The organism is Nocardia sp. PLKS1-43 (assembly GCF_059510335.1).
On the sequence record NZ_JCAJZQ010000001.1, the window covers coordinates 1,325,748 to 1,351,513 of the forward strand.

At 69.6% G+C, this 25,766-nt stretch carries 19 protein-coding genes; 12 read left to right on the forward strand and 7 right to left on the reverse strand.

Going from position 1 to position 25,766, the window contains the following annotated elements; translation table 11 throughout:
* The first annotated feature begins 6 nt into the window (after window positions 1–6).
* Entirely contained in the window at window positions 7–2,178 is a 2,172-nt protein-coding gene (locus AC5WS7_RS06375; RefSeq protein ID WP_495953370.1) for an MMPL family transporter, read from the forward strand.
* A 19-nt stretch (window positions 2,179–2,197) separates the two neighbouring features.
* On the opposite strand, the gene AC5WS7_RS06380 is transcribed toward AC5WS7_RS06375, so the two are convergent.
* The 4 genes from AC5WS7_RS06380 to AC5WS7_RS06395 all read right to left on the reverse strand — a co-directional run bounded on the left by AC5WS7_RS06380 (window position 2,198) and on the right by AC5WS7_RS06395 (window position 7,484).
* Window positions 2,198–3,046 (reverse strand): heme ABC transporter ATP-binding protein, encoded by an 849-nt coding sequence (locus AC5WS7_RS06380; protein ID WP_495953371.1) that lies wholly within the window; start codon window positions 3,044–3,046, stop codon window positions 2,198–2,200.
* Window positions 3,047–3,140: 94 nt separating this feature from the next.
* Window positions 3,141–4,157 (reverse strand): FecCD family ABC transporter permease, encoded by a 1,017-nt coding sequence (locus AC5WS7_RS06385; protein WP_495953763.1) that lies wholly within the window; start codon window positions 4,155–4,157, stop codon window positions 3,141–3,143.
* Between the two features lie 902 nt (window positions 4,158–5,059).
* Entirely contained in the window at window positions 5,060–6,121 is a 1,062-nt protein-coding gene (locus AC5WS7_RS06390) for a heme/hemin ABC transporter substrate-binding protein (RefSeq protein ID WP_495953372.1), read from the reverse strand.
* Window positions 6,122–6,524: 403 nt separating this feature from the next.
* Window positions 6,525–7,484 carry an aldo/keto reductase gene (locus AC5WS7_RS06395; RefSeq protein WP_495953764.1) on the reverse strand — a complete coding sequence of 320 codons (960 nt, stop codon included), beginning with the start codon at window positions 7,482–7,484 and terminating at the stop codon, window positions 6,525–6,527.
* 280 nt (window positions 7,485–7,764) lie between these two features.
* On the opposite strand from AC5WS7_RS06395, the gene AC5WS7_RS06400 reads away from it, so the two are divergent.
* The 4 genes from AC5WS7_RS06400 (at window position 7,765) to mshC (ending at window position 11,395) form a co-directional block, all read left to right on the forward strand.
* On the forward strand, window positions 7,765–8,541 hold the full coding sequence (locus AC5WS7_RS06400) for a histidine phosphatase family protein (RefSeq protein ID WP_495953373.1): 777 nt from the start codon (window positions 7,765–7,767) through the stop codon (window positions 8,539–8,541).
* A gap of 29 nt (window positions 8,542–8,570) precedes the next feature.
* Complete coding sequence (locus AC5WS7_RS06405) at window positions 8,571–9,155, forward strand: DUF3090 domain-containing protein (RefSeq protein ID WP_495953374.1); 585 nt, start codon at window positions 8,571–8,573, stop codon at window positions 9,153–9,155.
* A gap of 3 nt (window positions 9,156–9,158) precedes the next feature.
* Window positions 9,159–9,998, forward strand: coding sequence for an SCO1664 family protein (locus tag AC5WS7_RS06410; protein WP_495953375.1), 840 nt, complete (start codon window positions 9,159–9,161; stop codon window positions 9,996–9,998).
* Between the two features lie 158 nt (window positions 9,999–10,156).
* A complete protein-coding gene (gene mshC, locus AC5WS7_RS06415) occupies window positions 10,157–11,395 on the forward strand; it encodes a cysteine--1-D-myo-inosityl 2-amino-2-deoxy-alpha-D-glucopyranoside ligase (RefSeq protein ID WP_495953376.1) in 1,239 nt (412 codons plus the stop codon).
* A 45-nt stretch (window positions 11,396–11,440) separates the two neighbouring features.
* On the opposite strand, the gene AC5WS7_RS06420 is transcribed toward mshC, so the two are convergent.
* Window positions 11,441–12,286: an enoyl-CoA hydratase/isomerase family protein gene (locus tag AC5WS7_RS06420; RefSeq protein ID WP_495953377.1), complete on the reverse strand. Its 846-nt coding sequence runs from the start codon at window positions 12,284–12,286 to the stop codon at window positions 11,441–11,443.
* Window positions 12,287–12,403: 117 nt separating this feature from the next.
* Between AC5WS7_RS06420 and AC5WS7_RS06425 the strand changes: the two genes are divergently transcribed.
* The 3 genes from AC5WS7_RS06425 (at window position 12,404) to AC5WS7_RS06435 (ending at window position 16,948) form a co-directional block, all read left to right on the forward strand.
* Window positions 12,404–12,985 (forward strand): TetR/AcrR family transcriptional regulator, encoded by a 582-nt coding sequence (locus AC5WS7_RS06425; protein WP_495953378.1) that lies wholly within the window; start codon window positions 12,404–12,406, stop codon window positions 12,983–12,985.
* 162 nt (window positions 12,986–13,147) lie between these two features.
* Entirely contained in the window at window positions 13,148–16,141 is a 2,994-nt protein-coding gene (locus AC5WS7_RS06430; protein WP_495953379.1) for a crotonase/enoyl-CoA hydratase family protein, read from the forward strand.
* 54 nt (window positions 16,142–16,195) lie between these two features.
* On the forward strand, window positions 16,196–16,948 hold the full coding sequence (locus AC5WS7_RS06435) for a class I SAM-dependent methyltransferase (protein WP_495953380.1): 753 nt from the start codon (window positions 16,196–16,198) through the stop codon (window positions 16,946–16,948).
* 142 nt (window positions 16,949–17,090) lie between these two features.
* Here the strand turns inward: AC5WS7_RS06435 and AC5WS7_RS06440 are convergent, their stop codons facing one another.
* On the reverse strand, window positions 17,091–18,962 hold the full coding sequence (locus AC5WS7_RS06440; RefSeq protein ID WP_495953765.1) for an APC family permease: 1,872 nt from the start codon (window positions 18,960–18,962) through the stop codon (window positions 17,091–17,093).
* 544 nt (window positions 18,963–19,506) lie between these two features.
* On the opposite strand from AC5WS7_RS06440, the gene AC5WS7_RS06445 reads away from it, so the two are divergent.
* The 3 genes from AC5WS7_RS06445 to AC5WS7_RS06455 all read left to right on the forward strand — a co-directional run bounded on the left by AC5WS7_RS06445 (window position 19,507) and on the right by AC5WS7_RS06455 (window position 23,019).
* The gene (locus AC5WS7_RS06445; RefSeq protein ID WP_495953766.1) at window positions 19,507–20,784 is read left to right on the forward strand and encodes an MFS transporter; all 1,278 of its coding nucleotides are present in this window, start codon (window positions 19,507–19,509) and stop codon (window positions 20,782–20,784) included.
* 696 nt (window positions 20,785–21,480) lie between these two features.
* On the forward strand, window positions 21,481–21,789 hold the full coding sequence (locus AC5WS7_RS06450; RefSeq protein ID WP_495953381.1) for a hypothetical protein: 309 nt from the start codon (window positions 21,481–21,483) through the stop codon (window positions 21,787–21,789).
* Window positions 21,790–21,837: 48 nt separating this feature from the next.
* On the forward strand, window positions 21,838–23,019 hold the full coding sequence (locus tag AC5WS7_RS06455; protein WP_495953382.1) for a styrene monooxygenase/indole monooxygenase family protein: 1,182 nt from the start codon (window positions 21,838–21,840) through the stop codon (window positions 23,017–23,019).
* Between the two features lie 263 nt (window positions 23,020–23,282).
* Here AC5WS7_RS06455 and AC5WS7_RS06460 read toward each other — a convergent pair whose 3' ends face one another.
* Window positions 23,283–24,326: an alpha/beta hydrolase gene (locus tag AC5WS7_RS06460; RefSeq protein WP_495953383.1), complete on the reverse strand. Its 1,044-nt coding sequence runs from the start codon at window positions 24,324–24,326 to the stop codon at window positions 23,283–23,285.
* 339 nt (window positions 24,327–24,665) lie between these two features.
* Between AC5WS7_RS06460 and AC5WS7_RS06465 the strand changes: the two genes are divergently transcribed.
* Complete coding sequence (locus AC5WS7_RS06465) at window positions 24,666–25,232, forward strand: hypothetical protein (RefSeq protein ID WP_495953384.1); 567 nt, start codon at window positions 24,666–24,668, stop codon at window positions 25,230–25,232.
* The last annotated feature ends 534 nt before the right edge of the window (window positions 25,233–25,766 follow it).

The following is a 25,766-nucleotide window of genomic DNA, read 5'->3' on the forward strand; positions in this document are numbered from 1 at the left end:
CGCACGGTGACCGAGCATCAGGCGAGTATCGAGCCCGCGCGCGGCGAGCAGGGCCGGTTCCGGGAGCTGTCGCTGTGGTGGGGCCGGTTCGTGTACCGCCACCGCTATCCGGTGCTGGCGGTGTTCATCGCACTGGTCGCGGTCTCCGGGTTCTGCGGCCGCGATCTGGGACCGCGCCTGACCCAGGGCGGCTGGTTCGACGACCACAGCGAATCGGTCGTGGCCTCCCAGCTGGCCGACCAGACGTTCGGGCGCGACACCGACGCCGATGTGATCGTCCTGTACACCGCCCCGCCCGGACGCACCGTGGACGATCCTGCCGTGCACAGCGCGATCAGCACCGCCCTGGCGAACCTGCACGCCCGGTACCCGGACCGGATCAAGAAGATCGACAGCTATTTCGACGGCCCGATGATGGGCACATTCGCCGACGCCACCCGCACGCACGCCTTCGCCAGCATCGGGTTGCGCGGGCAGGACACCCAGACGGTGAACAACTACCTGGCCATCGAGGATCAGCTCGGCGCGGGTGCGGCCAGCGCCGGGCCCGGCGGCGCCACCGTGCAACTGGCCGGGCTGCAACCGGTGGTCGAGGGTATCAATCTGGGGATGCAGCACGATATCCGGCGCGCGGAGCTGATCGCGCTGCCGCTGGTGGCGATCCTGCTGTTCTTCGTGTTCGGCGGCGTGGTGGGTGCGTTGCTGCCGGTGCTGATCGGCGCGATGACCGTGCTGGGCACCCAGGGCATCATCCGTGCCCTGACCGGCGTGATCGATGTGAACGTGTTCGCCAGCGCCGTGGTGACGCTGGTGAGTCTGGGATTGGCGATCGACTACGGGCTGTTCGCGGTGACCCGCTTCCGCGAGGAACTCGCCGCCGGGCAGAGCGTGCAGGAGGCCACCGCCCGCACCGTGGCGACCGCCGGGCGCACGGTGCTGTTCTCCGCGGCGATCATCGCGGTGAGCCTGGGCGCGTTGTTCATCTATCCGCATCAGGTGCTGCGGTCGGTGCCCTACGGCGGGATCAGCGCGGTGCTGCTGGCGGCGGTGCTGTCGGTGACCGCGCTTCCGGCGCTGCTGGGCATCGTCGGGACCAGGATCGACCTGTGGGGCTGGCATCGGCTGGCCAGTGTGCGCACCGCGGAGCCGGTGCAGATCTCCGCGACGTTGCGCGACCGGCGCGGGCAGGGCTTCTTCTCGGATCTGGCGTTGTTCGCGATGCGCCGCCCGGTGCGGGTGATCGTGCCGGTGGTGCTGGGGCTGCTGGTGCTGCTGATCCCGTTCCGGCACATCGAATTCGGCGGATTGAGCGAACGGTATCTGGCCTCGGACAATCCGGCGCGGGTGGCGCAGGAGGATTTCGACCGGCTCTTCCCGGACTTCCGCACCCAGCCGCTCAAACTCGTGGTGGTGGGCGCGAATCCGCAGCAGCTCTCCGACATCCGGTTCCAGGCCAATTTCGCGCCGGGGCTGACCGGGCCGTTCGAACCGTCCGCGCCGACCACCCACGGCATCAACGTGCTCTCGGCCGGGCTGGTCGATCAGCAGCATCCCGACGCCGCGATCGACACCCTGCGCGCGATCGCGCATCCGCCCGGTGTGCGGGTGATGGTCGCGGGGGTTCCGGCGTTGGAACGCGACAGTATCCGCGGGCTCATCGACGGGCTGCCGCTACTGGCGGCGATTCTGATCTGCGCGGCGCTGGCGCTGATGTACGCGGCGTTCCGGTCGCTGGTGCTGGCGGTGAAAGCCGTCGCGATGAGCGCGTTGAGCCTGGGCGCGACGCTGGGCGTGCTGACCTGGATCTTCGTCGAGGGTCATGGGGCACGGCTGTTCCATTTCACCCCGGGGCCGCTGATGTTCGCGGTGCTGGTGCTGATCGTGACGGTGCTGTTCGGGCTGTCCACCGATTACGAGGTGTTCCTGCAGTCGAGGATGACCGAGGCCCGCGCGGGCGGCGCGCCGCCGCGTGAGGCGATCCGCTACGGCATCGCCCACACCGGCGGGGTGATCACCTCGGCGGCGGCGATCCTGATCGTGGTCACCGGCGCGTTCGGTTTCTCGGATCTGGTGCTGATGAAGTACATCGCGTACGGGATGATCGCCGCGCTGATCCTGGATGCCACGGTGATCCGGCTGCTGCTGACCCCGGCGGTGCTGAAACTGGTGTGGCGGTGAGCTTTTCGGGCGCACCGGGTCAGCGGCGCAGCGGCAGCACCAGTTGCGCGCCGGTGACCGGATGGTCGATGACCTCCACCGGATGCTGGTAGACGCGGGTCAGCAGGGCGGTGGTCAGCACCTCGCGCGGCGAGCCGGACGCGGCCAGGCGCCCGTCGCGCAGTACCGCGACGCTGTCGGCGTAGGCCGCGGCGATACCGAGATCGTGCAGGACCACCACGACCGCGGCTCCCGCGGCGGCGCGCTCGCGGGCCAGGTGCAGCACCGCTTCCTGATGTCCCAGATCCAGCGCGGCGGTGGGTTCGTCCAGCAGCAGGGTGGTGGTGCGCTGAGCCAGCACGCGCGCCAGGGCCACGCGGGCGCGTTCACCGCCGGACAGCGCCGGGAACGCGCGCTCGGCCAGGTGGGTGACGTCGGTGGCGGCCATGGCCGCCTCGACCGCCGCGAGGTCCTCGCTCCGGCGCGGGGTGCGCGCCCACGGCGCACGGCCCATGGTGACGACCTCGCGGGCGGTGAACGGAAATCCGACATTGTGTGTCTGCGGCAGCACCGCGCGGCGGCGCGCCATATCGGCCACCGCCCAGTGCGACAGCTCGCGCCCGTCGAGTTCGACTGTGCCGGCAGCGAGTTCGAGTTCGCCGGCCAGGGCCGCGAGCAGGGTGGACTTGCCCGCGCCGTTCGGCCCGACCAGGGCCAGGATCCGCCCGGCGACCACGTCCAGGCTCACCCGGTCCAGCACCCTTCGGGCACTGCCGCGGTCCACGCTCACGTGCGTGGCGCGCAGGGTGACCGTGCCCGGTGGCGGATCGTCGGGAAGTCCGTGGGTGCGCGTGAGTATCCGGGTCAGCGCCCGGGACATCCCGCTCATCGGTACTCCTTCCGCGCACTCCCACCGCGGCCCGGCCGCAGCGGCGCGGGTTCGGCGTACTCGTGTGTCCTCGGGGTGCGTCGCACGGCGCGGCTCATGCCCATCCTCCCGACCGGGCGCGGGTGCGGCGCAGCAGCCAGAAGAAGAACGGGCCGCCGACCAGGGAGGTGAGCATGCCCAGCGGCAGGTCCGCGTTGCTGACCAGATCGCGGGCGCCGATATCGGCGGCCAGCAGCACCACCGCGCCCAGGATCGCCGAGAGCGGGATCAGCACCCGGTGCGCCGGACCCACCAGCATGCGCACCACGTGCGGCACGATCAGCCCCACGAACAGGATGATCCCGGTGAACGCCACGCCCGCGGTCGCCAGCACGGCCACGACCAGAATCACGTTGCGCCGCAACCGTTCCACATCCACACCCAGATGCCGCGCGGCGGCCTCACCGAGCGCGAGCAGATCCAGTCGCGGCGCCATCAGCATCGCGGCCGGCACGCCCGCGGCGGTCAGCGGGGCGACCACCGCCACCGACTGCCAGGTCGCGCCGTTGAGGCTGCCCAACTGCCAGAACACGATCTGATCGCGCGCCGCGTTCGAGGCGGTGAACAGCAGGAACGACATCAGCCCACCGGCGAACGCGTTGACCGCCACACCGGTGAGCACCAACGTCACGGTCTCGGTGCGCCCTCCCGAACGGGACAGCAGATACACCAGCAGCGTCGTGCCCAGCCCGGCCACGAACGCTCCCGCGGCCACCGACCACGCCGCGGCGAACGCACCCCCGACCACGATCACCACACCCGCACCGACCGCCGCCCCCGCCGACACCCCGATCACGCCCGGTTCGGCCAGCGGGTTGGCGAACACGCCCTGCAGCAACGCACCCGCGGTCGCCAGCGCCGCCCCCACCAGCAACGCCAGCACCACCCGCGGGAAACGCACCTGCAGCAACGTCACCTGCCCGGCGGGATGATGCGGCAACGGACCCCACTCCAGCCCGACCTGATGCAGCACCGTCCCGGCGACCTCCCACGGCGTGGTGGGCACCTGCCCGATCGCCGCGGACACCAGCGCCAGCCCCACCAGTAGCGCGATCGACACCACGAACGCGATCGTCACCCGCGAGCGCCGAGACCGCCGCGTCCGGGGACCCGAACCAGCCTTGCCGGCAGGCGCTGCACCTTCCCTGCCGGCCTCTTGCGGTGGCCGCGCCGCCGTCTCGGTCGAGCCGAGCGCTCCCGATTCGGTTGCAGCAGTGCCGGATTGCTCCGCAGTCTGCCGCTGCTCACCTGCCGTGGCGGGCTCGCTCGAGCCCGACGCCGCGTCGGCTTGGTCCGCTTGCGCCGCGACCGCCCCCGATGTCACCGCATCGATCGACTCGAGCCCGGCCGATTGCGTTGCGGCCGTATCGATTTCCTCGACGATCGGGCCGGGGTCGCTGCGGGATCGGGCGGCGCGCACAGGACCGGGCGTGGTGTTCGGTCCTCCGGTTGCCCGCGCCGCGGCTCCCGATGCCGCGGTGTCGATCGGCTCGGGCGCTGTCGCGTGCTGTGCGGCTGTACCGATTTCGTCGGTGGTCTGCCGGGGCGCTCGACAGGCGGGGTGCGGTGCGCTCGGACCGGAGTCGGCCGGTGCCGGATGCGCGGCGGCAGCACTGTCGCCGGGCGTGCGCCCGGATGGGAGGCAACCCGCTGCGGCCGGACCGGATTCGTCGACGTTCGAGTCCTGCTGCGCGTGAGCGTCATTGGATGACGTCCCCGCCGGGACGGATGGCCGCCGTTCCGGGGTGCCGGCAGTGGGTGCCGGCTCGTGCGGAACCGAGACGGCGGCGCTGCCGGGCGGGGTCGGCGGTACGTGTGACCGGTCGGGGACCGGAGCCGGGGTGGGATCGGGTGTACCGGTGGAAGGTCCGGCGCTGCCCGGGACTCGATGCGGTGGTTGCGTGTCCGCATCGACTGCCGGTGCGGGGGCGCCGGTGGGCCGAGACCGCGGAATGTCTTGCGGGGTGGGCTCGCTCATGCGGGGCGGGTGCCGTAGAGGGCCTGGGACAGGGCAGCGAGGATGCGCCCGGTGTTGGGGCCGAAGCTCAGCAACACCGAGTCGGCCATATCGATGACGCGTTTGTTCCTACCGGCGTTGGTCTGGGCCACGCCGGGAATCCTGGTCAGCCCGTCCGCGCCGCCGATCGACTGCAGGCCGTCGGTCATGACCAGGAACACATCGGGATTCGCGCTGATCATCGACTCGCTGGTGATCGGCGCGAACGGTTCGGTGATCCCGGCGCCTTGCCCGGCGTCGGCGGCGCGCAGGGCGGTGATCAGCGCGTGCGAGCCGAACGACGGTCCGGCCATCATGGTGATGGCGGTGCTGCGCAGATACAGGAACGCGATCTTGGGCGCCGGATTCTGTTTCGGCACAGCGGCTGTGGCGGCGTCGATCTCGCGCTGGGTGCGCTGGGCCAGGGCGGTACCGGCCTGCGGCACGCCCAGGGCCGCGGCCACGGCCTGGATCTGCGGGCCGACTCCGGCCAGGGTGCGGGCCGGATCGAAGTAGACCACGGTGATGCCCAACGCTTTGAGCTGGTCGCGCATGGTCGGGGTGGCGCTGACGGTATCGGTGAGGAACACCGTGGGCCGTTGCGCGGCAACGGCTTCGATGTTGATGCTGCCGCTGCCGCCGGCCACGCTGGGCACGTCCTTGGCCGCGGGGAACGCCGCGGCGGTGGAGCGGCCGACCAGATTCGCGCCCAGGCCCAGCGCCCACACGGTCTGGGCGAGGGTGCCGTACTGGTCGACCGCGACGATGCGGCCGGCGTCGGTGACGGTCACCGAGGATCCGTCGAACGAGTGCACGGTCGCCGGCAGCACCGGATGCGGTGCGGGCCCGATCGGCACCGGGTTGGTGTCGGCGAGCGTCGCGGTGACCGGGCCGTGCTGCGCGGCGTTACCGGTCCCGCCGGAGGACCCGCACGCGCCGGCCGCCACGACCGTCGCGATGGTGACCACGGCCAGTGCGATGCGGCGCACCGGCCGCGCGGAGGCGATGCGGGACGATCGGACCCGGGCGAGACAGCTCATGTAGGCAAGCCTAAGTGGTGCCCGCGCGCACCGGACATCGGCCCGCCCGCCGCGGCCTGGAACACCTCGTGTGCGAATCGGCTTGCGGTGGACCAGGGCTTGGGGTGCGGATCACGGGCTCGCGGAGCCAAGGGCGTTGCGAACATCGCGAGCCGGAACGGCGCGGCAAGACCTGCACCGGCGGCTCGAATGTCCCGGGCGTCCAGGAGGTGGTCGTCGGGTAGGTGACGCCCGGGGTCCGGTTTCCCGGCCGGGAACTCCTGGCCACCTCACCCTGGAGGTCTTCGGCAATGATCCGATGGCCGTGCGGGATCGGGACATCCTGTTCGACGCGCCGGTCGCGGAGCTGGAAGGTTCGCCCGGCCACGGACACGGGGGCGGGCGAACCCGCGTCGTGTCCTGGTCAGATACTGCTGACGTCGTCCAGGGCCGAGGCGATCGCGCGCGGCAGTTCCAGTGTCTCGGCGGCCAGCACGCCGGTGAGCTGGCCCATATCGCGGGCGCCCACGATCAGCGAGGCCACCGCGGGCCGGTCGCGCACCCAGGCCAGCGCCACCGCCAGCGGGGAGGTGCCCATGCCGTCGGCGGCGGTGACCAGCGCGTCCACCACCCGGTCGGCATGCTCGTCGAGGCGGTCGCGGATCTGCGCGCCGCTGGTCTCGTCCGCACCGCGCGAATCGGCGGGCACCCCGTCCCGGTATTTGCCGGTCAGGATGCCCCAGGCCAGAGGTGTGGTGGCGATGAGCCCGACGCCGTGATGCTGGGCCGCGGGCACGATGTCGTGTTCGACCCCGCGCGCGAGCAGCGAGTACGGTGTCTGCGCGACGGTGATCGGCGCGGCGCACGCCATCGTGGCCAGCTGCCAGGCGTCCAGGCCACGCACTCCGCCGTAGCGGACCTTGCCCGATTGCACCGCGTCCTGCACGGTCGCGGTGATCTCGTCCAGCGGGGTGTGCGGGTCCCACGCGGCCACACTCCAGATGTCCAGATGGTCGGTGCCCAGTTCGGTGAGGGTCTGGTCGAGCTGGCGCAGCAGGGTGCGCCGCGAGGCGTCCACCCGCCAGCGCGGCTCCGCGGCCGGGGCGCCGTCCGGATCGGTGACCGGCACCGGGGTGATCCCGGCGCACCCGCTGATCACCAGGTCGTGCCGGGGCACCAGTTCCCCGATCAGCTCGCCCAGGATGCGTTGCGCCGTGCCGCTGCCGTAGGCGGGGGAGGTGTCCAGCAGCGTGCCCCCGGCCTCGACGAACGCCACCAACTGCACTGCCGCGTCGTCGGGATCGGTCTCCCTGCCCCAGGTGTGGGTGGCCAGGCCGATCCGGGAGACCCGCAGGCCGCTGCGCCCGACCGCCCGCTGTTCCATCACCGTGCGCATACTTCCGTCACACCCAAGAGCCTAGGGCCACAACCCGTTCGGATACGGCTAAGGCACGGCGAACCGCCGGAGTGATCGATGCGACGCTGCCACCGGCGCGCATACGCACCCCGATTCCGGTCCCGGCGCGCGCCACGCATCGCGGGCGCATCCCGGGAGCGGCGAAAACACCGTAACCGGAAGCGGATTCGCGCTGAGCGTAATCAAGATCGGGTGCGTGTGCCGCTCGTCGCGTGGCCGGAGCGCCGCGATCGCCTAGGCTGGGGGCATGACGGTGATCCTGCTCCGGCACGGGGTGTCGACCTCGAATACGGCTCACACCCTGTCCGGGCGCACTCCCGGAGTGGAGCTCACCGAACGCGGCCGCGAACAGGCCCGCGCACTCGCGGAACGCTTGGCCCCCTTGCCGATCGAGCACATCGTGGTCTCCCCGCTGCTGCGCTGCGCTCGCACCGTGGCCCCGCTGGCGGAGAAGCTGGCCCTGGAACCGGTGTCCGAGGACCGGCTCGTGGAGGTCGATTACGGCGACTGGACCGGCCGCAAGCTGGCCGATCTGGTGAAGGAGCCGCTGTGGGCGGTGGTGCAGCGCAACGCCTCGGGCGCGGTGTTCCCCGGCGGTGAGGGCCTGGCCGATGTGCAGTACCGGGCCGTGGCCGCGGTCCGTGAGCATGATCGCCGGTTCGCCGAACTGCACGGCCGCGACGCGCTGTGGGTGGCGTGCACCCACGGCGACGTGATCAAATCGGTGCTCGCCGATGCCTTCGGCATCCACCTGGACGGATTCCAGCGCCTGGTGGTGGAACCGGCCTCGCTCAGCGTGGTCCGGTACACCTCCGCCGGTCCGTCGGTGTGGCGCAGCAACGACACCGGTGCCGACCTGTCGGCGCTGGCGACACCTCCGGAACAGCGCTCGCGCGAACCGGCGGGCCCGGTCCCCGGCGGCGAGGTCGGCCCCGGCACGGCCGGGAGCGGCGGTGCTGCGGCGGGCGAGCGCATGACCGACGCGGATAATGGGAATGCGCAACGCGCCGACTCTTTGGAGTAAGTAGTGCAGTGTGGTTTCAGGAGGTGCAGATGAGCCGAGCAATCCACGTGTTTCGCACCCCCGATCGTTTCGTTGCCGGGACCGTCGGTGAACCGGGCGATCGCTCTTTCTATCTGCAGGCCGTCGAGGAACCGCGGGTGGTCAGCGTGTTGCTGGAGAAGCAGCAGGTCAAGGTGCTAGCCGATCGAATGGGTCTGCTACTGGACGAGGTGGCGCGCCGGTTCGGCGCGAGTGTGCCGCCCCAGGCGGACGATGTGAACGACACCGGCCCCTTGCAGACCCCGATCGACGCCGAGTTCCGGGTCGGCACGATGGGCTTGGGCTGGGACGCGGACGCCAACGCGGTGGTGGTGGAGTTGCTCGCGATCACCGAGACCGAGGTCGACGAGTCGGTGGTGCTGGACGACACCGAGGAGGGCCCCGACGCGGTGCGGGTGTTCCTGACACCCACGCAGGCACGGGAGTTCGCGCTGCGCTCGGCGCGGGTGATCGCGGCCGGGCGGCCGCCGTGCCCGCTGTGCGGGGAGCCGCTGTCCACGAAGGGACACATGTGTGTGCGCACCAACGGCTACAAGCGCGGCGGGATCTTCGGCGCGGCAGATCTCGAGGACTGAGCGGTGAGCACCGGGACCGGCGAGCGCGCCTGCGACCCGTTCTACGCCGGTGACCTGGCGGTGATCGGCCGGGTCAGCACGGCCAGCAATCTGACCCTGGTGTGCGAGATCGGCCCCGACGGCACCGTGCGCGAACCGGCATCGGATGCGGGTGTGCGCGTGGTGTACAAACCGGTGCGCGGGGAGCGCCCGCTGTGGGATTTCCCGGACGGCACCCTCGCCGGGCGCGAGGTCGCCTCCTACCTGGTGTCCCGGGCGCTGGGCTGGACGGTGATCCCGGAGACGATTCTGCGGGAGGGCCCGCTGGGTCCGGGCATGGTGCAGCGCTGGGTGGAGTCGGTGGACAACCACACCGAACGCGGTGACCGGCTGGATCTGGTGGATCTGGTGCCCGCCGGTGCGGTGCCCGAGGGTTTCCGGGAGGTTCTGCGCGCGGTCGACGGCGCGGGCGCGGAGGTGTCGCTGGTGCACGCGGACGATCCGCGACTGCAGCGCATGGCGGTGCTGGACGTGCTGTTGAACAACGCCGACCGCAAGGGCGGGCACGCCCTCGAGGGCCTGGACGGCGCGGTCTACGGCGTCGATCACGGTATCTGCCTGCATACCGAGCCCAAATTGCGCACGGTGCTGTGGGGGTGGGCCGGTGAACCGGTGGACCAGGAGCTGATCGCCGATATCGCCGCCTTCGTCGAGGCGGCGCCGGGCGCGCTGGCTGATGCGCTGGCCGAACACATCACCGACGAGGAGATCGACGCACTGCTCGCGCGCGGTCGGCGGCTGCGCGATGATCCGGTGATGCCGCTGCCGCGCACCTCACGCCCGATTCCCTGGCCGGCGTTCTGAACGCGGCCGGGCCGGTTTGGCTCCTGCGAGATTGCAACGGTTGCGGATCGGCACCGGCGGCCCCGGCGCAGGTGAGCGGCGGTGCCCGCGAGGCCCGCGGGGTGCGGGTGCGTGGGGGCGGCGGGCACCCGGGCCGCTGAAACCTTTACTCTCGAATCATGCAGTCCTGGTCCGATATCGCCGTCCCGACCGTCCCCGGATCCGGACCGCCGTTGCGGTTGTTCGACACCGCCGACGCGCAGGTGCGCCCGGTCACCCCCGGCCCCACCGCCACGATGTACGTGTGCGGCATCACCCCCTACGATGCGACGCATCTGGGTCACGCGGCCACCTACCTGACCTTCGATCTGGTCAACCGGGTGCTGCGCGATAACGGGCACGAGGTGCACTACGTGCAGAACGTGACCGATGTGGACGATCCGCTGTTCGAACGCGCCGACCGCGACGGAGTGGACTGGCGTGAGCTGGGCAGCCGCGAGATCGACCTGTTCCGTGAGGATATGACCGAACTGCGGGTGCTGCCGCCGCGCGAGTACATCGGCGCGATCGAATCGGTCGGCGAGGTCGTGGAACTGGTGGACAAACTGCTGGCGTCGGGCGCGGCCTACGTCGTGCCCGACGCGCAGTACCCGGACGTGTACTTCCGCCACGACGCCACCGAACAGTTCGGATACGAGTCCGGCTACGACCGGGCCACGATGGACCGGCTGTTCGCCGAGCGCGGCGGCGACCCCACCCGGCCCGGTAAGCACGATCCGATCGATGCGCTGCTGTGGCGTGCGGCGCGGCCGGGTGAGCCGTCGTGGCCCTCGCCGTTCGGTGAGGGCCGTCCGGGCTGGCATATCGAATGCGCGGCAATCGCTTTGAACCGCATCGGTCCCGAGTTCGACATCCAGGGCGGGGGCAGCGACCTGATCTACCCGCATCACGAATACTCCGCCGCGCACGCCGAGGCGCTGGTGGCCGGCCGGCGCTTCGCCCGGCACTACGTGCACGCGGGCCTGATCGCCCTGGACGGGGAGAAGATGTCCAAATCGCGCGGCAATCTGGTGTTGGTCTCCCGGTTGCGCCGCACCGGTGTGGATCCCGCGGCGATCCGGCTGGGCCTGTTCGCCGGACACTACCGCCAGGACCGCGAATGGTCCGACCCGGTTCTGGCGCAGGCACTCTCGCGGCTGGACACCTGGAAGCGCGCGGTGGCGCTGAATTCGGGCCCGGGCGCCACCGACACCCTCGCCCGGCTGCGCCAGCACCTGGCCGATGACCTGGACACCCCCAAAGCCCTTGCCGCGGTGGACAACTGGGCCCGCGAAGCACTCGAATACGGCGGCCCGGACGCCGCCGCGCCCGCCGCGATGGCCGTCGCGGTGGACGCGCTGCTGGGCATCACGCTCTGAGCCGCTTGCCGCTCGGCCGGCCTCGCGGCCCCGCCGGCGGCGAGTTCACAGGTCGAGCCGGTCGGCGGAGATGCCGAACATCTCATGGGCCACACCGAATCCCAGGTCGTGCACCAGGCGGCGCTTCCAGGGGCGCTGGGCGATGGCGTGGGTCAGCCGCCGGGCGGTGCGTGGCGCACGGGTGATCGCGGCGGCGATCTCCCACGCGCGGGGCACCAGCCGTTCCCTGGGCAGCACCTCGTTGACCAGACCGAGTTCCAGCGCCCGGCGCGCGTCCACGGGCAGTCCCGTATACATGTGGTAGGCGGCCCTTTTGGTGCCGATGAGCTCCTGCAGGGTGAGTTGCTGGCCGTCGCCGGGCGCGGTCCCCGCCGACAGGTGCGGGTCGATGATGATCGCGGTGTCCGCGGCCAGGGTGATATCGCACAGCAGCGCGAATTCGGTGTGCGCGGGACTGGGGCCGTTGATCGCGGCGATGGTGGGGATGTCGATGCCGAAGACGAAGTTCTCCAGCAGTTTCGTCGCGTCGTAGTAGGCATGTTCGTAGGTGAAATCGGGTGGCCGCTCGCCGTGGATCAGATCCCGGGCCGCGCGGTCCGGGGCGGACGGCTGGGCTTCGGGCAGTGCGAGCCACTGATCGCCGGTGCCGGTCAGGATGAGCACTTCGTTGTCGGGATCGTTGCCGATCTCCTGCCAGGCCTGCGCCCATGCGTTGTGGGTGGCCCAGCCGAACCGGGCCGGCCCGCCATCGGTGTGCATGCGCAGTTCCAGGATTCCGTCCTGGCGCCGCATGACGAAGTAGTCGCGGTACTTCTCGGCGTAGGTGTCGAAATCCGGGCGGGCGACGAATCCGCCGACGCGCGCATGCCAGGTGTCGAGTTCTTCGGGCATGGAAGGCCTTTCGAGGGAGCTGGGGAGGACATCCGGAGCTAAACGAAGCAGTGCTTCGAATATATGAAGCGGTGCTTCGTTTAGCAAGTGGGCGGTGATCCGAGGAGAGTGGGTGCCATGGTCGGCCGAGACGAACACGGTGGTGCGGTGCTGCGCGCGGACGGGCGCCGCAACCGCGACCAACTGCTGCGCGCGGCCGAGGAGGTGTTCACCACCCAGGGCGCCGGTGCCTCACTGCGGGAGGTGGCGCGCACGGCCGGGGTGAATGTCGCGACCCTCTACCGGCACTTCCCGACCCGGGACGCACTGCTGAGCACGCTGCTGGCCGACGGATTCGATCAGCTGGCCGCCCGGGCGCGCGAGCTGGCCGCCGAACCCGATGCCGCGCAAGGACTCCGGAGCTGGACCCGCGCCCTGGTCGAGGCACTGAGCTGGTACGACGGACTACCCGATTCGGTCGCCCTCGCACTCACCGATCCGGATTCGCCGTTGCACGAGGGATGTGAGCGCTTCCGGGTGGCCGCGGCCGGGCTGCTCGACCGCGCGCAGCGAGCCGGGCAGGTGCGCCCGGACCTGCGGATCGACGAGCTGCTGGCCATCGGCGCCGCGGTGGCCCGCCTGGCCCGGAACGCCGCGGATCCAGCGGCCGCGGCCGAGCGATTCCTGACCCTGGCCGTCGAGGGACTCACCGCCCCGTAGAACCGTACGACGCCACCGATGAACGCGCGCCTGCGCCCGCGCGGCGTGGTCATCGGATCCGGGCCTGCAACGGCCGCGATGCCAGGCGGTAGCCGGGGCGCGCGGGCGGGGACACGGTCGCATAGTCTCGTACCGGATTGAGGAGATAGGACGGTGTGAGCTGTGTCCGGTGTCGATCGAATCCGTTCGGTGCGTAAACAACTGCGCGCGGGCGGGGAATTGGCCGCGATGGTCCGCAAGAATCCGCGGATCGCCCGTGAACTGGTCGCGGGAGTGGTGGCGAGCAGGAAGACACCGGTTCCCGAACCGCCCGCTCCGACCCCGCCGCCCGGTGCGCCCTCGGCCGAAGAGCGGCGCGAACGGCTGGCTCCGGCCGGATTGAGCGAGTTCGCCAAGACCGCCCACGCCGACCAGCTCCTGGACGTTCCCGTCGACACCGTCGCGGCGTATCTGCGCGATCTGAACCGGCTCGGGGACTGGTTCGTCCTGCACGGCGGCTGGCGCGGCGACCCGCCCGGCACCGTCCGCGAGGGCGCGCAGTTCACCCAGCAGGCCCAGGTCATGGGGTTGCCGGTGGATATCGCCTGGACCGTCACCGCGGCCGGGGACCGCGGCTTCGAACTGCGCGGCCAGGCCCCGCAGCAGGTGCGGCTGGGCTATTGGATCACCGTCTCCGGCAGCGGCGAGCAGACCGTGGTCGATTTCGACGCCGGCGCCGCCGGGCCACCCGTGGAGGGCCCGCTCGGCGGTTCGGTGGTCCGCAGCCTGGGCGAGGCGATGCGCGAATCGCTGGACCGGCTGCCCGCCGCGATCGCCGCGGCCGGACCGCTGGTCCGCAAGCCCGCGCGAGAACCCGTGCTGCACACCGCATCCGGTATCGAACTGGATCCCTCGACACCGGTGCTGGTGGGCGTGGGCCAATTCGTGCAGCGCACCCCCGACCCGCGGTACGGCGACCCGGCCCAGCTCGCGGTGCAGGCGCTGCGCCGCGCCGCGGCGGACACCGGTGCGGGCGAGTCGGTGCTGCGGGCCGCCGACGCGGTGTACGCGGTGGCCTGCGCCTCGTGGCAGTACCGCGATCTGGGCGCGGTGGTCGCCGAACGTCTCGGCGCCGGCGCGGTGGACACCGTGCAGTCCAGCACCTTCGGCGGCGATGGCGGGCAGCTGGTGATCAACGAGGCCGCCGCGGCGATCGCGGCGGGCGAATACGACATCGTGCTGGTCACCGGCACCGAAGCCGGCGCCACCCAGGCCGCGGCCCAGCGCGCCGGCATCGACCCCGGCTGGCCGGCCCAGGACATCGCGACCACCCCCACCCGAACCGTAGGCATCGACAAGCCCGCCAACAACGCCGCGGAAACCGAGGCCGGGCTCATCGCCCCGATCAACATGTACGCCCTGCTCGAATCGGCCAACCGGCATCGCCTCGGCCGCACCCCCACCGAACACGCCGACGCGGTCGCGCGCCTGTGGTCCGGCTTCTCCACCATCGGCGCGGCCAACGAATTCGCCTGGCAGCGCACCGAATTCACCGCCGAGCAGATCGCCACACCCACCGCGGACAACCGCATCATCTCCACCCCCTACACCAAACTCGAATGCGCCAACCTGCAGGTCGACATGGCCAGCGGCATCATCCTCACCAGCGCCGCGGCCGCACAGCAAGCCGGAATCGCGCAGGACAAATGGGTGTTCCTGCACGCGGGCGCCTCCGGCCACGACGAATGGTTCACCAGTGAACGCGCCGAACTGGCCGCCTCCCCGGCGATTCGGACCCTCGGCGCGGCCGCGCTCGCGCACGCGGGCATCGGCGTGGACGATCTTGCCCACATCGACCTGTACGCGTGCTTCCCGGTGGCGGTGCAGATCGCCGCACGAGAACTGGGCCTGCCGCTGGAGGACCCCGCACGCCCGCTGTCGGTAACCGGCGGGCTCACCTTCGGCGGCGGACCCGGCAACAACTACGGCGGCCACGCCGTGGCGTCCCTGGTCACCGCCCTGCGCGCGGACCCGCAATCCTATGGGCTGTCCACGTCGCTGGGCTGGTACGTCACCAAACACGCCCTGGGCATCTACTCCGCGACCCCACCGCGCACCCCCTATCGGCATCTGACCCCGGTCATCGACAACCCGCCCGCGCGCCCGGCCCGCAGCCGGCATCAGGGCCCGGCGGTGATCGAGGCGTACACCGTGCCCTTCGGCCGCGACGGCGAACCCGAGGCCGCGGTCGTGAGCCTCATCGCACCCGACGGCGCGCGAATCCTGCTGCGCAGCACCCAATCCGAGCTGATCGACGAGTTGCTCGACGGTGATCTGCTCGGCCTGCCGGTGACCGTCACCGACGCGAAGATCACCGTGCGGGCCCGCGAACGCACCGAACTGCCGCCGCCACCTCCGGCCCCGGTGCTGGTCGAACGCAGCGGGCCGGTCACCATCATCACCCTCAACCGCCCGCAGGTGCGCAACGCGGTGAACCTGGCCACCGCGCTGGGGATCGAACGCGCCCTGGACGCCTTCGAAGCCGACCCCACCGCACAGGTCGCGATCATCACCGGCGCGGGCGGATACTTCAGCGCCGGAATGGATCTCAAGGCCGCCGCCTCGGGCGAGGTGCCGATGACCGAGAACCGCGGCCCGCTGGGAATCACCGCGAAACCACCCACCAAACCGCTCATCGCCGCCGTGGAAGGCCCCGCCCTGGCCGGTGGCTGCGAGCTGGCATTGGCCGCGGATCTGGTTGTCGCCGCGCAGGATTCGACCTTCGGCATCCCGGAGGTCAAACGTGGCCTGGTCGCCGTCGGCGGCGGCGTGCTGCGCCTGGCCCGGCGCATCCCGCGCGCGATCGCGATGGAACTGGCGTTGACCGGCGACCCGATCAGCGCCGCCCGCGCCGCGGAACTGGGCCTGGTCAACGAACTCACCGAACCCGGCCACGCGCTGGATGCCGCCCTGGCGCTGGCCGAACGGATCGCGGTGAACGCCCCGCTGAGCATCCAGGCCAGCAAACGCATCATCGACGAGTCCGCCGACTGGTCGGTCCAGGAGGCGTTCACCCGTCAGGGCGAACTCGCCGCGCCCGCCCTGTCCTCCCACGACGCGGGCGAGGGCGTACTGGCCTTCGCGCAGAAACGGCCCCCCGTCTGGCAGGGCCGGTGAAACACGAACGCCGCGTGCGGGAATCACGCAGCCACGCGCACTAGCGTGAGGTCCATGACCGCGCAACGCGAACGAGCGACCTCCTTCGGTGCGATCGCCCAGGACTACGACCGGATGCGCCCCGGGCCGCCGGACAAGGCCCTGGACTGGCTGATCCCGCCCGGCTGCACCACCGCACTGGATCTGGCCGCCGGGACGGGCCTGTTCACCCGGGCACTGGCCGCGCGCGTGCCCGAGGTCGTCGCGGTCGAGCCCGACGAGCGCATGCGCGCGGTCCTTGCACGCCGCTCACCGCAGGTACGGGTGCTCGACGGGCGCGCGGAGGCCATCCCGCTGCCGGACGCGAGCGTGGATGCGGTATTCGTCTCCGCGGCCTGGCACTGGTTCGACCATCAGGTCGCGGTCCCGGAGATTGCCCGGGTGTTGCGCGCGGGCGGGCGCCTGGGCGTACTGTGGACCAGCCGCGACCGCACCGTGGACTGGATCTTCGAACTCGACCGCGGCCGCGCGGAACAACCCGAACCCACCCGGGAACACCTGGCCAGCCGATTCCGGTTCGCGCTGCCCGAACACAGCCCCTTCGGACGGGTGGACACCGCCTCGTTCACCTTCACCCGCACCATGACCCCGGACGAGATCGTCGCCTGGCTCAGCACCTACAGCCAGTTCATCGTCGCGGACCCCGAACACAAGCGCGCCCGCCTGACCAGGGTGCGCGAGCTGCTCGACAGCCAGGCCGCGGGCGCACCCACCTTGGATATTCCGCTGACCTCGCAATGCTGGCGCACCGACCGCCTGCCCCGCTGAACATCGGCTCCCGATGATCCGCCCCGGCGCGTCCGATTCCGGGCCGGACCGGAAGCAATCGCCCTCACACCGAGGCGTGTTGTGCCGATCCTCGACCTGTGCGCAACCCCCAGTGGCGCACAGGAATCGTGGGGGAGCGGGGTCAGCTGTCCACGTGCACGTGCGGGCGCTGATGCGGATCGGGCACCGCGCGACGCAGGATCTCCCGGGTGACCGGCGCGACCTCACCCTCGCCGACGAACAGGAACTTGAGCAGATTCGTGATCGGATTGCCCTCGGTCCATTCGAAATACACGTGCGGGTTCAGTCCGGTCCGGTCGCGGATGGCCAGCAGAATCGCCGCGATCGAGTTCGGGATCGCCGCCGCCTCCACCGACAGGATCTTGTAGCAGTCCAGTTCCACCGCCCGCACATGCAGATCGGTGGAGAATTCCGAGGCATCGCGCACGATCACCTCGAGGAACAGGATCGGCGCCTGGGCGGGAATGTGACTCTCGAGCCGCTGCTCGGCCTCCTTCTGCCGATACTCGCCCGGCTCGCGATCCTCCACCCCCTCGAGGTCGTGGGTGACGATGCGGATCGTGCCGCTCGAGGCGATCTTGTCGATCAACCACGCGGCCTTGTCGTCGAAATCGACCTCGATCGCCCGCAATTCGAACGCGCGCCGGGCCCGGGACACGAACGACACCACGATGATCGCCACGATGAACAGCGAGGCCAGCTGCACACCCTCGGGCTTTTCGAAAATGTTCAGGATCGTGGTGTACACGAACACCGCCGAGACGATCCCGAACCCGAATCCCTTGGCGACCTCGCGTTTGCGCGCGGCCGACAACGTCACCGCCACCGCCGCGGAGGTGATCAGCACCAGCACACCGGTCGCGTAGGCGCCGCCCTGGGCGTCCACGTCGGCGTCGAAGTACCAGGTGATGCCGAACGCGATCACCGCGAACACCAGCACCAGCGGCCGCGTCGTGCGCGCCCACTCCGGCGCCATGCCGTACCGGGGCAGATAGCGCGGCACGAGGTTCAGCAGACCCGCCATCGCCGAGGCGCCCGCGAACCACAGGATCGCGATCGTGGAGATGTCGTAGATGGTGCCGAACCCGTCACCCAGATAGTGATGCGCCAGATACGCCAGCGCGCGCCCGTTGGCCGACCCGCCGCTGCGGAACTCCTTCTCCGGGATCAGCACCACGGTGATGAAACTGGTGACGATCAGGAACCCGCTCATGATCAACGCGGCGGTGGTGAGCAGTTTGCGCGCGCCGGCGATCCGGGTCTGCGGGTCGTCCTCCGATTCGCCGGGAGCCGCCTGGATCTGCGGCATGACCGCCACCCCGGTCTCGAAACCCGACAGTCCCAGCGCCAGCTTCGGGAACACCAGCAGCGAGACGCCCACCATCGCGAAGACGCTGCCGTGCTGGGCGGTCAGCGCGTGCGTCCAGTCCACCACCAGGCCCGAGGCGGTGAACACATGCCACAGCCCGACCACCGCCACCACGACGTTCAGCGCCAGATACACCCCGACCAGCACGACCGCGGTGCTGATCGCCTCGGCGAACCCCTTGAGGAAGATCGCGGCCAGCAACGCCAGCAGCACCAGCGTGATCAGCATCGCATGGCCGGTGAGCCAATGCGGGACCAGCGGATTCTCCACGATGTGCGCGGCGCCGTCGGCCGCGGACAGCGTCATGGTGATCACGAAGTCGGTCGCCGCGAAGCCCAGCAGCACCAGAATGAACAACTTGCCGGTCCAGCGCGGCAGCACATCGGTGAACATCGCCAGCGATCCGCCGCCGTGCGGGCTCTCCCGCGCCACCCGCCGGTACACCGGCAGCGCGCCCAGCAACGTCAACCCCACCAGCACCAGCGTGGCCATCGGGGACAGCACACCCGCGGCGACCGCGGCGATACCCGGCTGATAGCCCAGGGTGGAGAAGTAGTCGACACCGGTCAGGCACATCACCTTCCACCAGGACCGCTGATGCGCCTCCTCGGCCTGCTTGACCATCGGGCCGGGGTGCCGGGAGTACCGGTCTTCGTCCGCCCCCTCCAGCAACCAGGTTCGGAATCCGGATCGCGGCCGTTGGTCGGTCGTGGTCACGTCGTGGTCCCCCTAGGGAGCGTCCATCCGGGAAACCCGGTAACTCGGCATCGTCGGGCGTCAATCTACGCGGCGGCGCGCGGCGTGTCGTTCCCGCCTGTCGCCGTGCCCGCGCTGAATCACGCCGCGAATCGGCGGAGCAGGGCACGTTGTCCGTCAGCGACCGTTCCTAGCCAATCGTGCCAAAACCAGCAAGTGTGACGACAATCACAAAATTGGATATAGTCACTGGTCGTCCCGTGTGCATGGCCATGTTCTCGGAGTGTCTCTCCGTTTGCCGCCATGCCGAACCGGGTAAACGTGGCATTCGTTGCCATTCCGTAACCCGCATGGCGACATCAGTTTTCCGCACTGCGACAGCGCGGTGCTTCACCACCACGGGGAGAGGAGTTCGCGCGTGACGAACGGCGACTCACAACCGCAACAACGACGTTCCGTGGCCGCAGCGGCAATGGGCAACGCCACCGAGTGGTACGACTACGGCGTCTACGCCGCCACCGCCACCTACCTCACCCACGCCTTCTTCCCCGGAGCCCTCGGCACCATCGGCACCCTGCTGGGCTTCGCCATCTCCTTCGTGCTACGACCCATCGGCGGCATGTGGTGGGGCCCCCTCGGCGACCGCATCGGACGCAAAGCCGTCCTGGCCGTCACCATCCTGCTCATGGCCACCGTCACCGGCCTCATCGGCGTGATCCCCAGCCACGACACCATCGGCATCGCCGCACCCATCCTGCTGATCGTCCTGCGCGTCATCCAAGGCTTCTCCACCGGCGGCGAATACGGCGGCGCGGCGACCTACCTCGCCGAATCCGTCGACGACAAACGCCGCGGATTCCTCGGCAGCTTCCTGGAATTCGGCACCCTCAGCGGCTTCATCGGCGGCTCGGCCATCGTGCTGCTCATGCAGGTACTGCTCACCGACGACCAAATGCAACAGTGGGGCTGGCGCATCCCGTTCCTGGTCGCCATCCCGCTCGGCCTCGTCGGCTGGTACCTGCGCAGCAGACTCGACGAATCCCCGGTCTTCACCGAAGTCGCCGAACACGAACACCCCAAAGGCGGCCTGATCAAACTGATCACCGACTACCGCCGCGAACTGCTCACCCTCGGCGGCCTGGTCATCGCGCTCAACGTCGTCAACTACACCCTGCTCGCCTACATGCCCACCTACCTGCACGGCACCATCGGCGTCAGCGACACCCAAACCACCGCCATGGTCCTGATCGGACAGCTCGTCATGGCACTGGTGCTCCCACTCTCGGGCGGACTGTCCGATCGCATCGGCCGCCGGCCCATGTGGCTGATCTCCCTGGTCGGACTCGGCGTGCTGTCCATCCCCATGTACTGGCTCATGGGCAAGGGAATCGGCTGGGCCATCACCGGATTCATCGTGCTGGGCCTGCTGTACGTCCCACAGCTGTCCACGATCTCCGCGACCTTCCCCGCGATCTTCCCCACCCACGTGCGCTACGCCGGATTCGCCCTGTCCTACAATCTGTCCACCGCCCTGTTCGGCGGCACCGCCCCGCTGATCAGCCAATGGGTCATCGACCTCACCCACTGGGACCTGTTCCCGGCCTACTTCATGGTCGGCTCCTGCGTCCTGGGCCTGATCGCCTGGCTGTTCCTGCGCGAAACCGTCGGCGCCTCCCTGCGCGGCACCGACGTCCCGATCAGCGGCGAAATCCCCGTCGTCCCGACCCAAGAACAACAGAAAACCGCCTGACCCTCACCCGGCCGTGTTCCGCAGCCCCGCGCGGAACACGGCCGAACCAGGGGAGTGGGCAACCCGTCCGCTCACCCGCGTGAGCACCCCCCGAAAACCCGCTACTCGCGCACCACCTTCCACCACCAACCGCGCAACGTCCCGTCGCCGGAAGCGCCACCGAAACGTCCGCCGCCATCTGCGCACCGACCGTGCGATAACGACCACGCCGAGCCGCGAACGCCGTATTCGACACCGGTCGCCATCGCGCCCCTCTCCGATGTGCGGCGCCGAACCACCTGCACTCCAACGCCTTTCGCGCACCCGCGCCGCACCACCGATACCCCTCGCGAACGGCCCCGAACACTCCGGTCTCCACACCGACGTGCTCCCGCATCGCCTCGACGCCGAACGACAGTCGCACGAGATGCACCGCACGGTCCCCACCCGGTCGCAGCCCACCAGCACAAGCGCCGCCGTCCACAACGGCTGATGTCGCAGCACACCCTCGGCCCACCGGGACAGTCAGCGCACAGATCCAGCAGGCCCCGCGCGCGCCGCCATCACCCAGGTCATCGCCGACGGAAACACCCCGCCACCGCGACCCGTACCCCCGCGAACGCCCCCGTCAACCGGGGATGCGCGAAAACCGCACGCGTCACCTCGGCTCGCACCGCGCAACCAGCCCCTACCTACGTAACCCCACCGCACTTACCGATGACGCCCGCCACCCACAGTGCCAACCTCGACCACACGCCCCACCCGGCGACCACAACACCCGAGCCGAACAGCGAGACCTATGCAGTGAAAGCCGCAACGCCACAACCGCGCGGCACGACAACCCCGGACACCTGCCACATCCGGGTGCACTTCGACAGACCGCCCCTCGAATTCGACTACCAGGACGACCGCACCGTCGCACTCCGATTCGCACACGCCCTCACCGGACTCGGCGCGAGCGTCACGATCGACATCGACCTACGCGAAAACCTGCCACCCCTGCCGTGCCGCCAACTCTGGACATGAGCACACCCCACCCCGCGCGCACACCCACACACAGGCAGGAGGAAACACATGAGCCGGATCCGGATACTGGGCGCCGGAGCATGCGGCCTTCCCCTGGCCCACCGGCTACTGCACGGCGGCGCCGAGGTCACCCTCGTGACCGACCACCGCGTCGAAACCGTCCTGTCCGGCCACCCGACCAGCACACAAGTCGGATTCCCGCCCACCATCGACCTGGAAAACACCGCGGGACAAGACTTCTGGCGAACCACCGCACCGCAGATCACCGGCATCCGCTTCAGCGTGGTCACCGCCCGCACCCCAGCCATCCACTGGGCCGGACGCTTCACCCGACCCACCCGCAGCGTCGACCAGCGCACCATCCTCACCCGATGGCTGCACACCTACCTCGCCGCGGGCGGCACACTCGACATCGCCGACCCCGACCTCGCCGATATCGACCACAACGCACCCGACTACGACCTCACCATCGCCACCCGGGCCCGCGCCGACCTCGCCGCCTGCTTCGCACCCGACCCCACCCGGCCGCCCACCGGACCGATCCGCCACCTGTCGGTGCTCTACCTCGACGGCGTCACCCCCGACCCCGAGGACATGGGCAGCTACATCGCGCTCCCCGGAATCGGCGAAATCATCTCCCACCCAGGACTCACCGGCCACCCCGGCGACGAACGCCGCTGCGAAATGCTCCTGTTCGAAGCCCGACCCCACAGCCCACTGGACGTCTTCCCGCACTACAGCAGCAGCGTCCAACGACTCGACCTGGCCCGGGAACTCCTGCGCGAACACCTGCCCGCCCACCTCGCCGACCGCTACCACACCGCGGAACTCACCGACGCCGGAGCAACCCTCGTCAGCGCGATCACACCCACCGCCCGCCGACCCATCGGCACCCTGCCATCGGGCATCCCCGTCCTCGGCGCCGGCGAGGCCATCGGCCGCACCGAACCCGCCGGCGCACCAGGACCCGACAGCGCCGCACACTACGCCCGCGCCATCCTGCGCCACACCCGCGGCCCCCTCGACCGCGAATGGATGACCGCCACCGCCGCGCCCTGGCTCACCGAGACCGCCCACCCCGCCACACGATGGACCGCCAACGTCACCGAACCACCCGCACCCGTCCGGCAGCTGATGCTCGCCGCAGCCCACGACCCCGCCGTGGCCACCGCCTTCGCCGACACCTTCGCCCAACCGATCGGCCTGGCCGCCCTCCCCGCCGGGGCCTGATCACCACTCGTCCCGAACCGGCACGAACACCACCGGCAGCGCGACCGGCGCACGAGGAAAGATCCGGCCGACAGGCCAACTCGACCGCGACCAGAACCCACTCCGGCATCGACCGGTGCGCCGCATACGGACCGCCGGCGAACCGGGGGAGTGCAACCGCATCCGCTCCCGCCGCACATCCACTGGTGGTACCCGCTCCGCAGCGGAACTCCTGCCACAGAAATCCAGCACGGTAGGCGTCACCGGCAACGTGTCCGAGCGATTCAGTTCACCGCGGTCTCCTCCGCGCCCGGCGCCGTCAGCGCCGCCTGGAAAACCGGCCAGGAGCGGTGCAGATCCTCCTGCCAATAGGTCCACGAATGAGTGCCCGTCGGGCGGAAATCGAACGTCGCGGGAACCTTCAACTGCCGCAGGCGATCCTGCAACTGGTGCGTGCACATATTGGTCACCGACTCCAGAGGCGCACCGAAAAGCACCTGATACAACAACTGAACCGCATCACCGTGAGCGCCGTCGAGAGTATCGTGCGGACCCAGCACACCGCTGCCGGTCGAGACGTAGATCGCCGTGCCGCGCAACCTGTTCGCGTGCAGATACGGATCGTTCGCCGCCCACGCCGGATCGCTGGGCGGACCCCACATGTTCACCGCGTTACCGTGCTCCTGGGCCACGACCGCCTGCACCATGGCCTGCCCCATCGGATTACTGGTCCGCACACAACCGCTGTAGGAACCGATCGCCCGATACAGTCCCGGAGTATCCATCGCCAACTGAAATACCGACGTGCCCGCCATCGACACACCCGCGATGGCATTCGCACCACTGCCACGAAATGCCGAGTCGATGATCGGCGGCAACTCCCGGGTCAACAGAGTCGCCCACCGCTGACGCCCCAGAATCGGATCGTCCGCACGCCAATCGGTGAAGTAACTACCCGCGCCGCCGAACGGAATCACCACGTTGACCTGCTTGTCACGGAAGAACTTCAGCAGATCCGGGCCCTGGATCCAGCTGCCGTCCGAACCGCCGTTCGCGCCGTTGAGCAGATACAGCGTCGGCGCCGGACGATCGGGGTCCACCGCTCGCAACACCCGCACCCGAGTCCCGGCGGCCATCGCGGCCGAATACACACCCACGTCCAGAACCCGATCGGAAATCTGCCGGATGCCGCTGATATGCGAACCATCCTGGGCACTCGGTGATTTCGGCGGCCCGGGATCAGCCGCGGCCGGTGTGGGCAGCGCAACGTCGTTACCCACCAACGCCACGGCCACCGCGGCGGTGACCGCCAACACGCCCCGGGACATCCGCGCGAACATCATCGCACTCCGATCCGAACACAATGAGCCGCGCATCCTGCCGCCCTGCAGCTCGCCCACCTGAATACGAATCCGATTCAACAACAGCGCGATTCCACCGGTCCACAACTCGCACCGACGTTGTGCTCGTTCCCAGAACACACCTCCCGTGGTTGGCAATGCTCCTCGAGGCGAGCGACACTAACGCGAGTTGTGCAGGGCGAGTCTTGATTCCACAACCTCAGCAGCCGGAACCACTGGATTGCCGAGCGATTGCTGGGGTACTCTACCGCCGGAATACATCGGTTCGGATATCGGGAGTGTGGCGTGAGTCGTTTGATGCGAATAGTGGTTCTCTTACTGATCCCGGTGGTGGTCCTGGTCGGTGGCTGCAAGAGCTCGTCGTCGAGTGCGCCGAGCAGTGGTACCGACCAGTCGATCCCGGCGGATCCCACCGGCACCGCCGCCGACGCGCAGGCGGAGGACACCACCTGCCCGACCTCGAACACCACGGCCTTCGCCAAGACCAAATTCGTCGCACACACCGGCCTGGCCTTCGGCGCGTTCCATCGGTGGCTGTACAAGCCGATGAAGGCGGGCACCTTCAAGAAGGGCGCCAAGGGCCGGGTCACCGCATTCGTCAAGGGCGGTCTTGCGGCGTTGTTCATCAAAAGGGAGGTCCGCCTGGCACTGGCCGACGCGAAGGCCAATCCCACACTGTGCAAGACGATCTCGGCGCCGCTGGGCAAACTCGGCGACACCGTGCAATCGGCCTTCGACAAACTCAAGAGCGGTGACAGCTCCGGCGTGGACGGGCTCAACAGCCTGATCAGCCAGACCGAGAGCAGCTCCAAGGGTCAAGGCGTGGAGATCACCGAAAACGAGAACGGCGATCTGACCAAGTCGCCGAGCTGATCCACGTCCGGAAAGCGCACTGAGGGCGGGCCCGCGGGCCCGCCCTCAGTGCGCTTTCCGGTTGGCGACGGTTATTCGGGTGCAGCTGCGAGGGGAGCACGCCCGCCAATTCGTCACTGTGACGTATCAATGAAGGGATGGGGAGCGAGGGCGGGAGAGTTGCGAATGAACTCGTCAAGGCCCGATCGTAAAAATTCCGATTCAAGATCAACTCAACGAAAAATCCTGCTGCTGAGGATGTTCGACGTTCTACAGCCATAACAACGAACCCACGGCAAGCCGCGACCGGACGAGTGACTCAGATGGATTACCGCGCCGGGTGCGCCAGATGCGTTGCGCAACAACGCCACTGACTGCTCCGACCGCCCGCGTTATCGCGCCGATAATCTACATTATGTCAAGTAATGGTGCTCGGCTCACTCACGAGCACTCCTCCACGACTCCTGGGGCGACCTGTCCGGTCGCACTGTACGGAAATATTTGATATCCAAATGCGCGGCAATGACAATTTAAGCCAGAAGAAATGCTTTCCAC

What these genes read in the sequence shown, in the direction of transcription:
- AC5WS7_RS06390 (WP_495953372.1), bottom strand. Translation starts at nt 6,121, where the DNA reads ATGAGCTGTCTCGCCCGGGTCCGATCGTCCCGCATCGCCTCCGCGCGG.
- AC5WS7_RS06425 (WP_495953378.1), top strand. Translation starts at nt 12,404, where the DNA reads ATGGTCGGCCGAGACGAACACGGTGGTGCGGTGCTGCGCGCGGACGGG.
- AC5WS7_RS06400 (WP_495953373.1), top strand. Translation starts at nt 7,765, where the DNA reads ATGACGGTGATCCTGCTCCGGCACGGGGTGTCGACCTCGAATACGGCT.
- AC5WS7_RS06460 (WP_495953383.1), bottom strand. Translation starts at nt 24,326, where the DNA reads ATGTCCCGGGGCGTGTTGGCGGTCACCGCCGCGGTGGCCGTGGCGTTG.
- AC5WS7_RS06440 (WP_495953765.1), bottom strand. Translation starts at nt 18,962, where the DNA reads ATGGTCAAGCAGGCCGAGGAGGCGCATCAGCGGTCCTGGTGGAAGGTG.
- AC5WS7_RS06450 (WP_495953381.1), top strand. Translation starts at nt 21,481, where the DNA reads ATGACGCCCGCCACCCACAGTGCCAACCTCGACCACACGCCCCACCCG.
- AC5WS7_RS06405 (WP_495953374.1), top strand. Translation starts at nt 8,571, where the DNA reads ATGAGCCGAGCAATCCACGTGTTTCGCACCCCCGATCGTTTCGTTGCC.
- AC5WS7_RS06395 (WP_495953764.1), bottom strand. Translation starts at nt 7,484, where the DNA reads ATGGAACAGCGGGCGGTCGGGCGCAGCGGCCTGCGGGTCTCCCGGATC.
- mshC (WP_495953376.1), top strand. Translation starts at nt 10,157, where the DNA reads ATGCAGTCCTGGTCCGATATCGCCGTCCCGACCGTCCCCGGATCCGGA.
- AC5WS7_RS06455 (WP_495953382.1), top strand. Translation starts at nt 21,838, where the DNA reads ATGAGCCGGATCCGGATACTGGGCGCCGGAGCATGCGGCCTTCCCCTG.
- AC5WS7_RS06435 (WP_495953380.1), top strand. Translation starts at nt 16,196, where the DNA reads ATGACCGCGCAACGCGAACGAGCGACCTCCTTCGGTGCGATCGCCCAG.
- AC5WS7_RS06380 (WP_495953371.1), bottom strand. Translation starts at nt 3,046, where the DNA reads ATGAGCGGGATGTCCCGGGCGCTGACCCGGATACTCACGCGCACCCAC.
- AC5WS7_RS06420 (WP_495953377.1), bottom strand. Translation starts at nt 12,286, where the DNA reads ATGCCCGAAGAACTCGACACCTGGCATGCGCGCGTCGGCGGATTCGTC.
- AC5WS7_RS06445 (WP_495953766.1), top strand. Translation starts at nt 19,507, where the DNA reads ATGGGCAACGCCACCGAGTGGTACGACTACGGCGTCTACGCCGCCACC.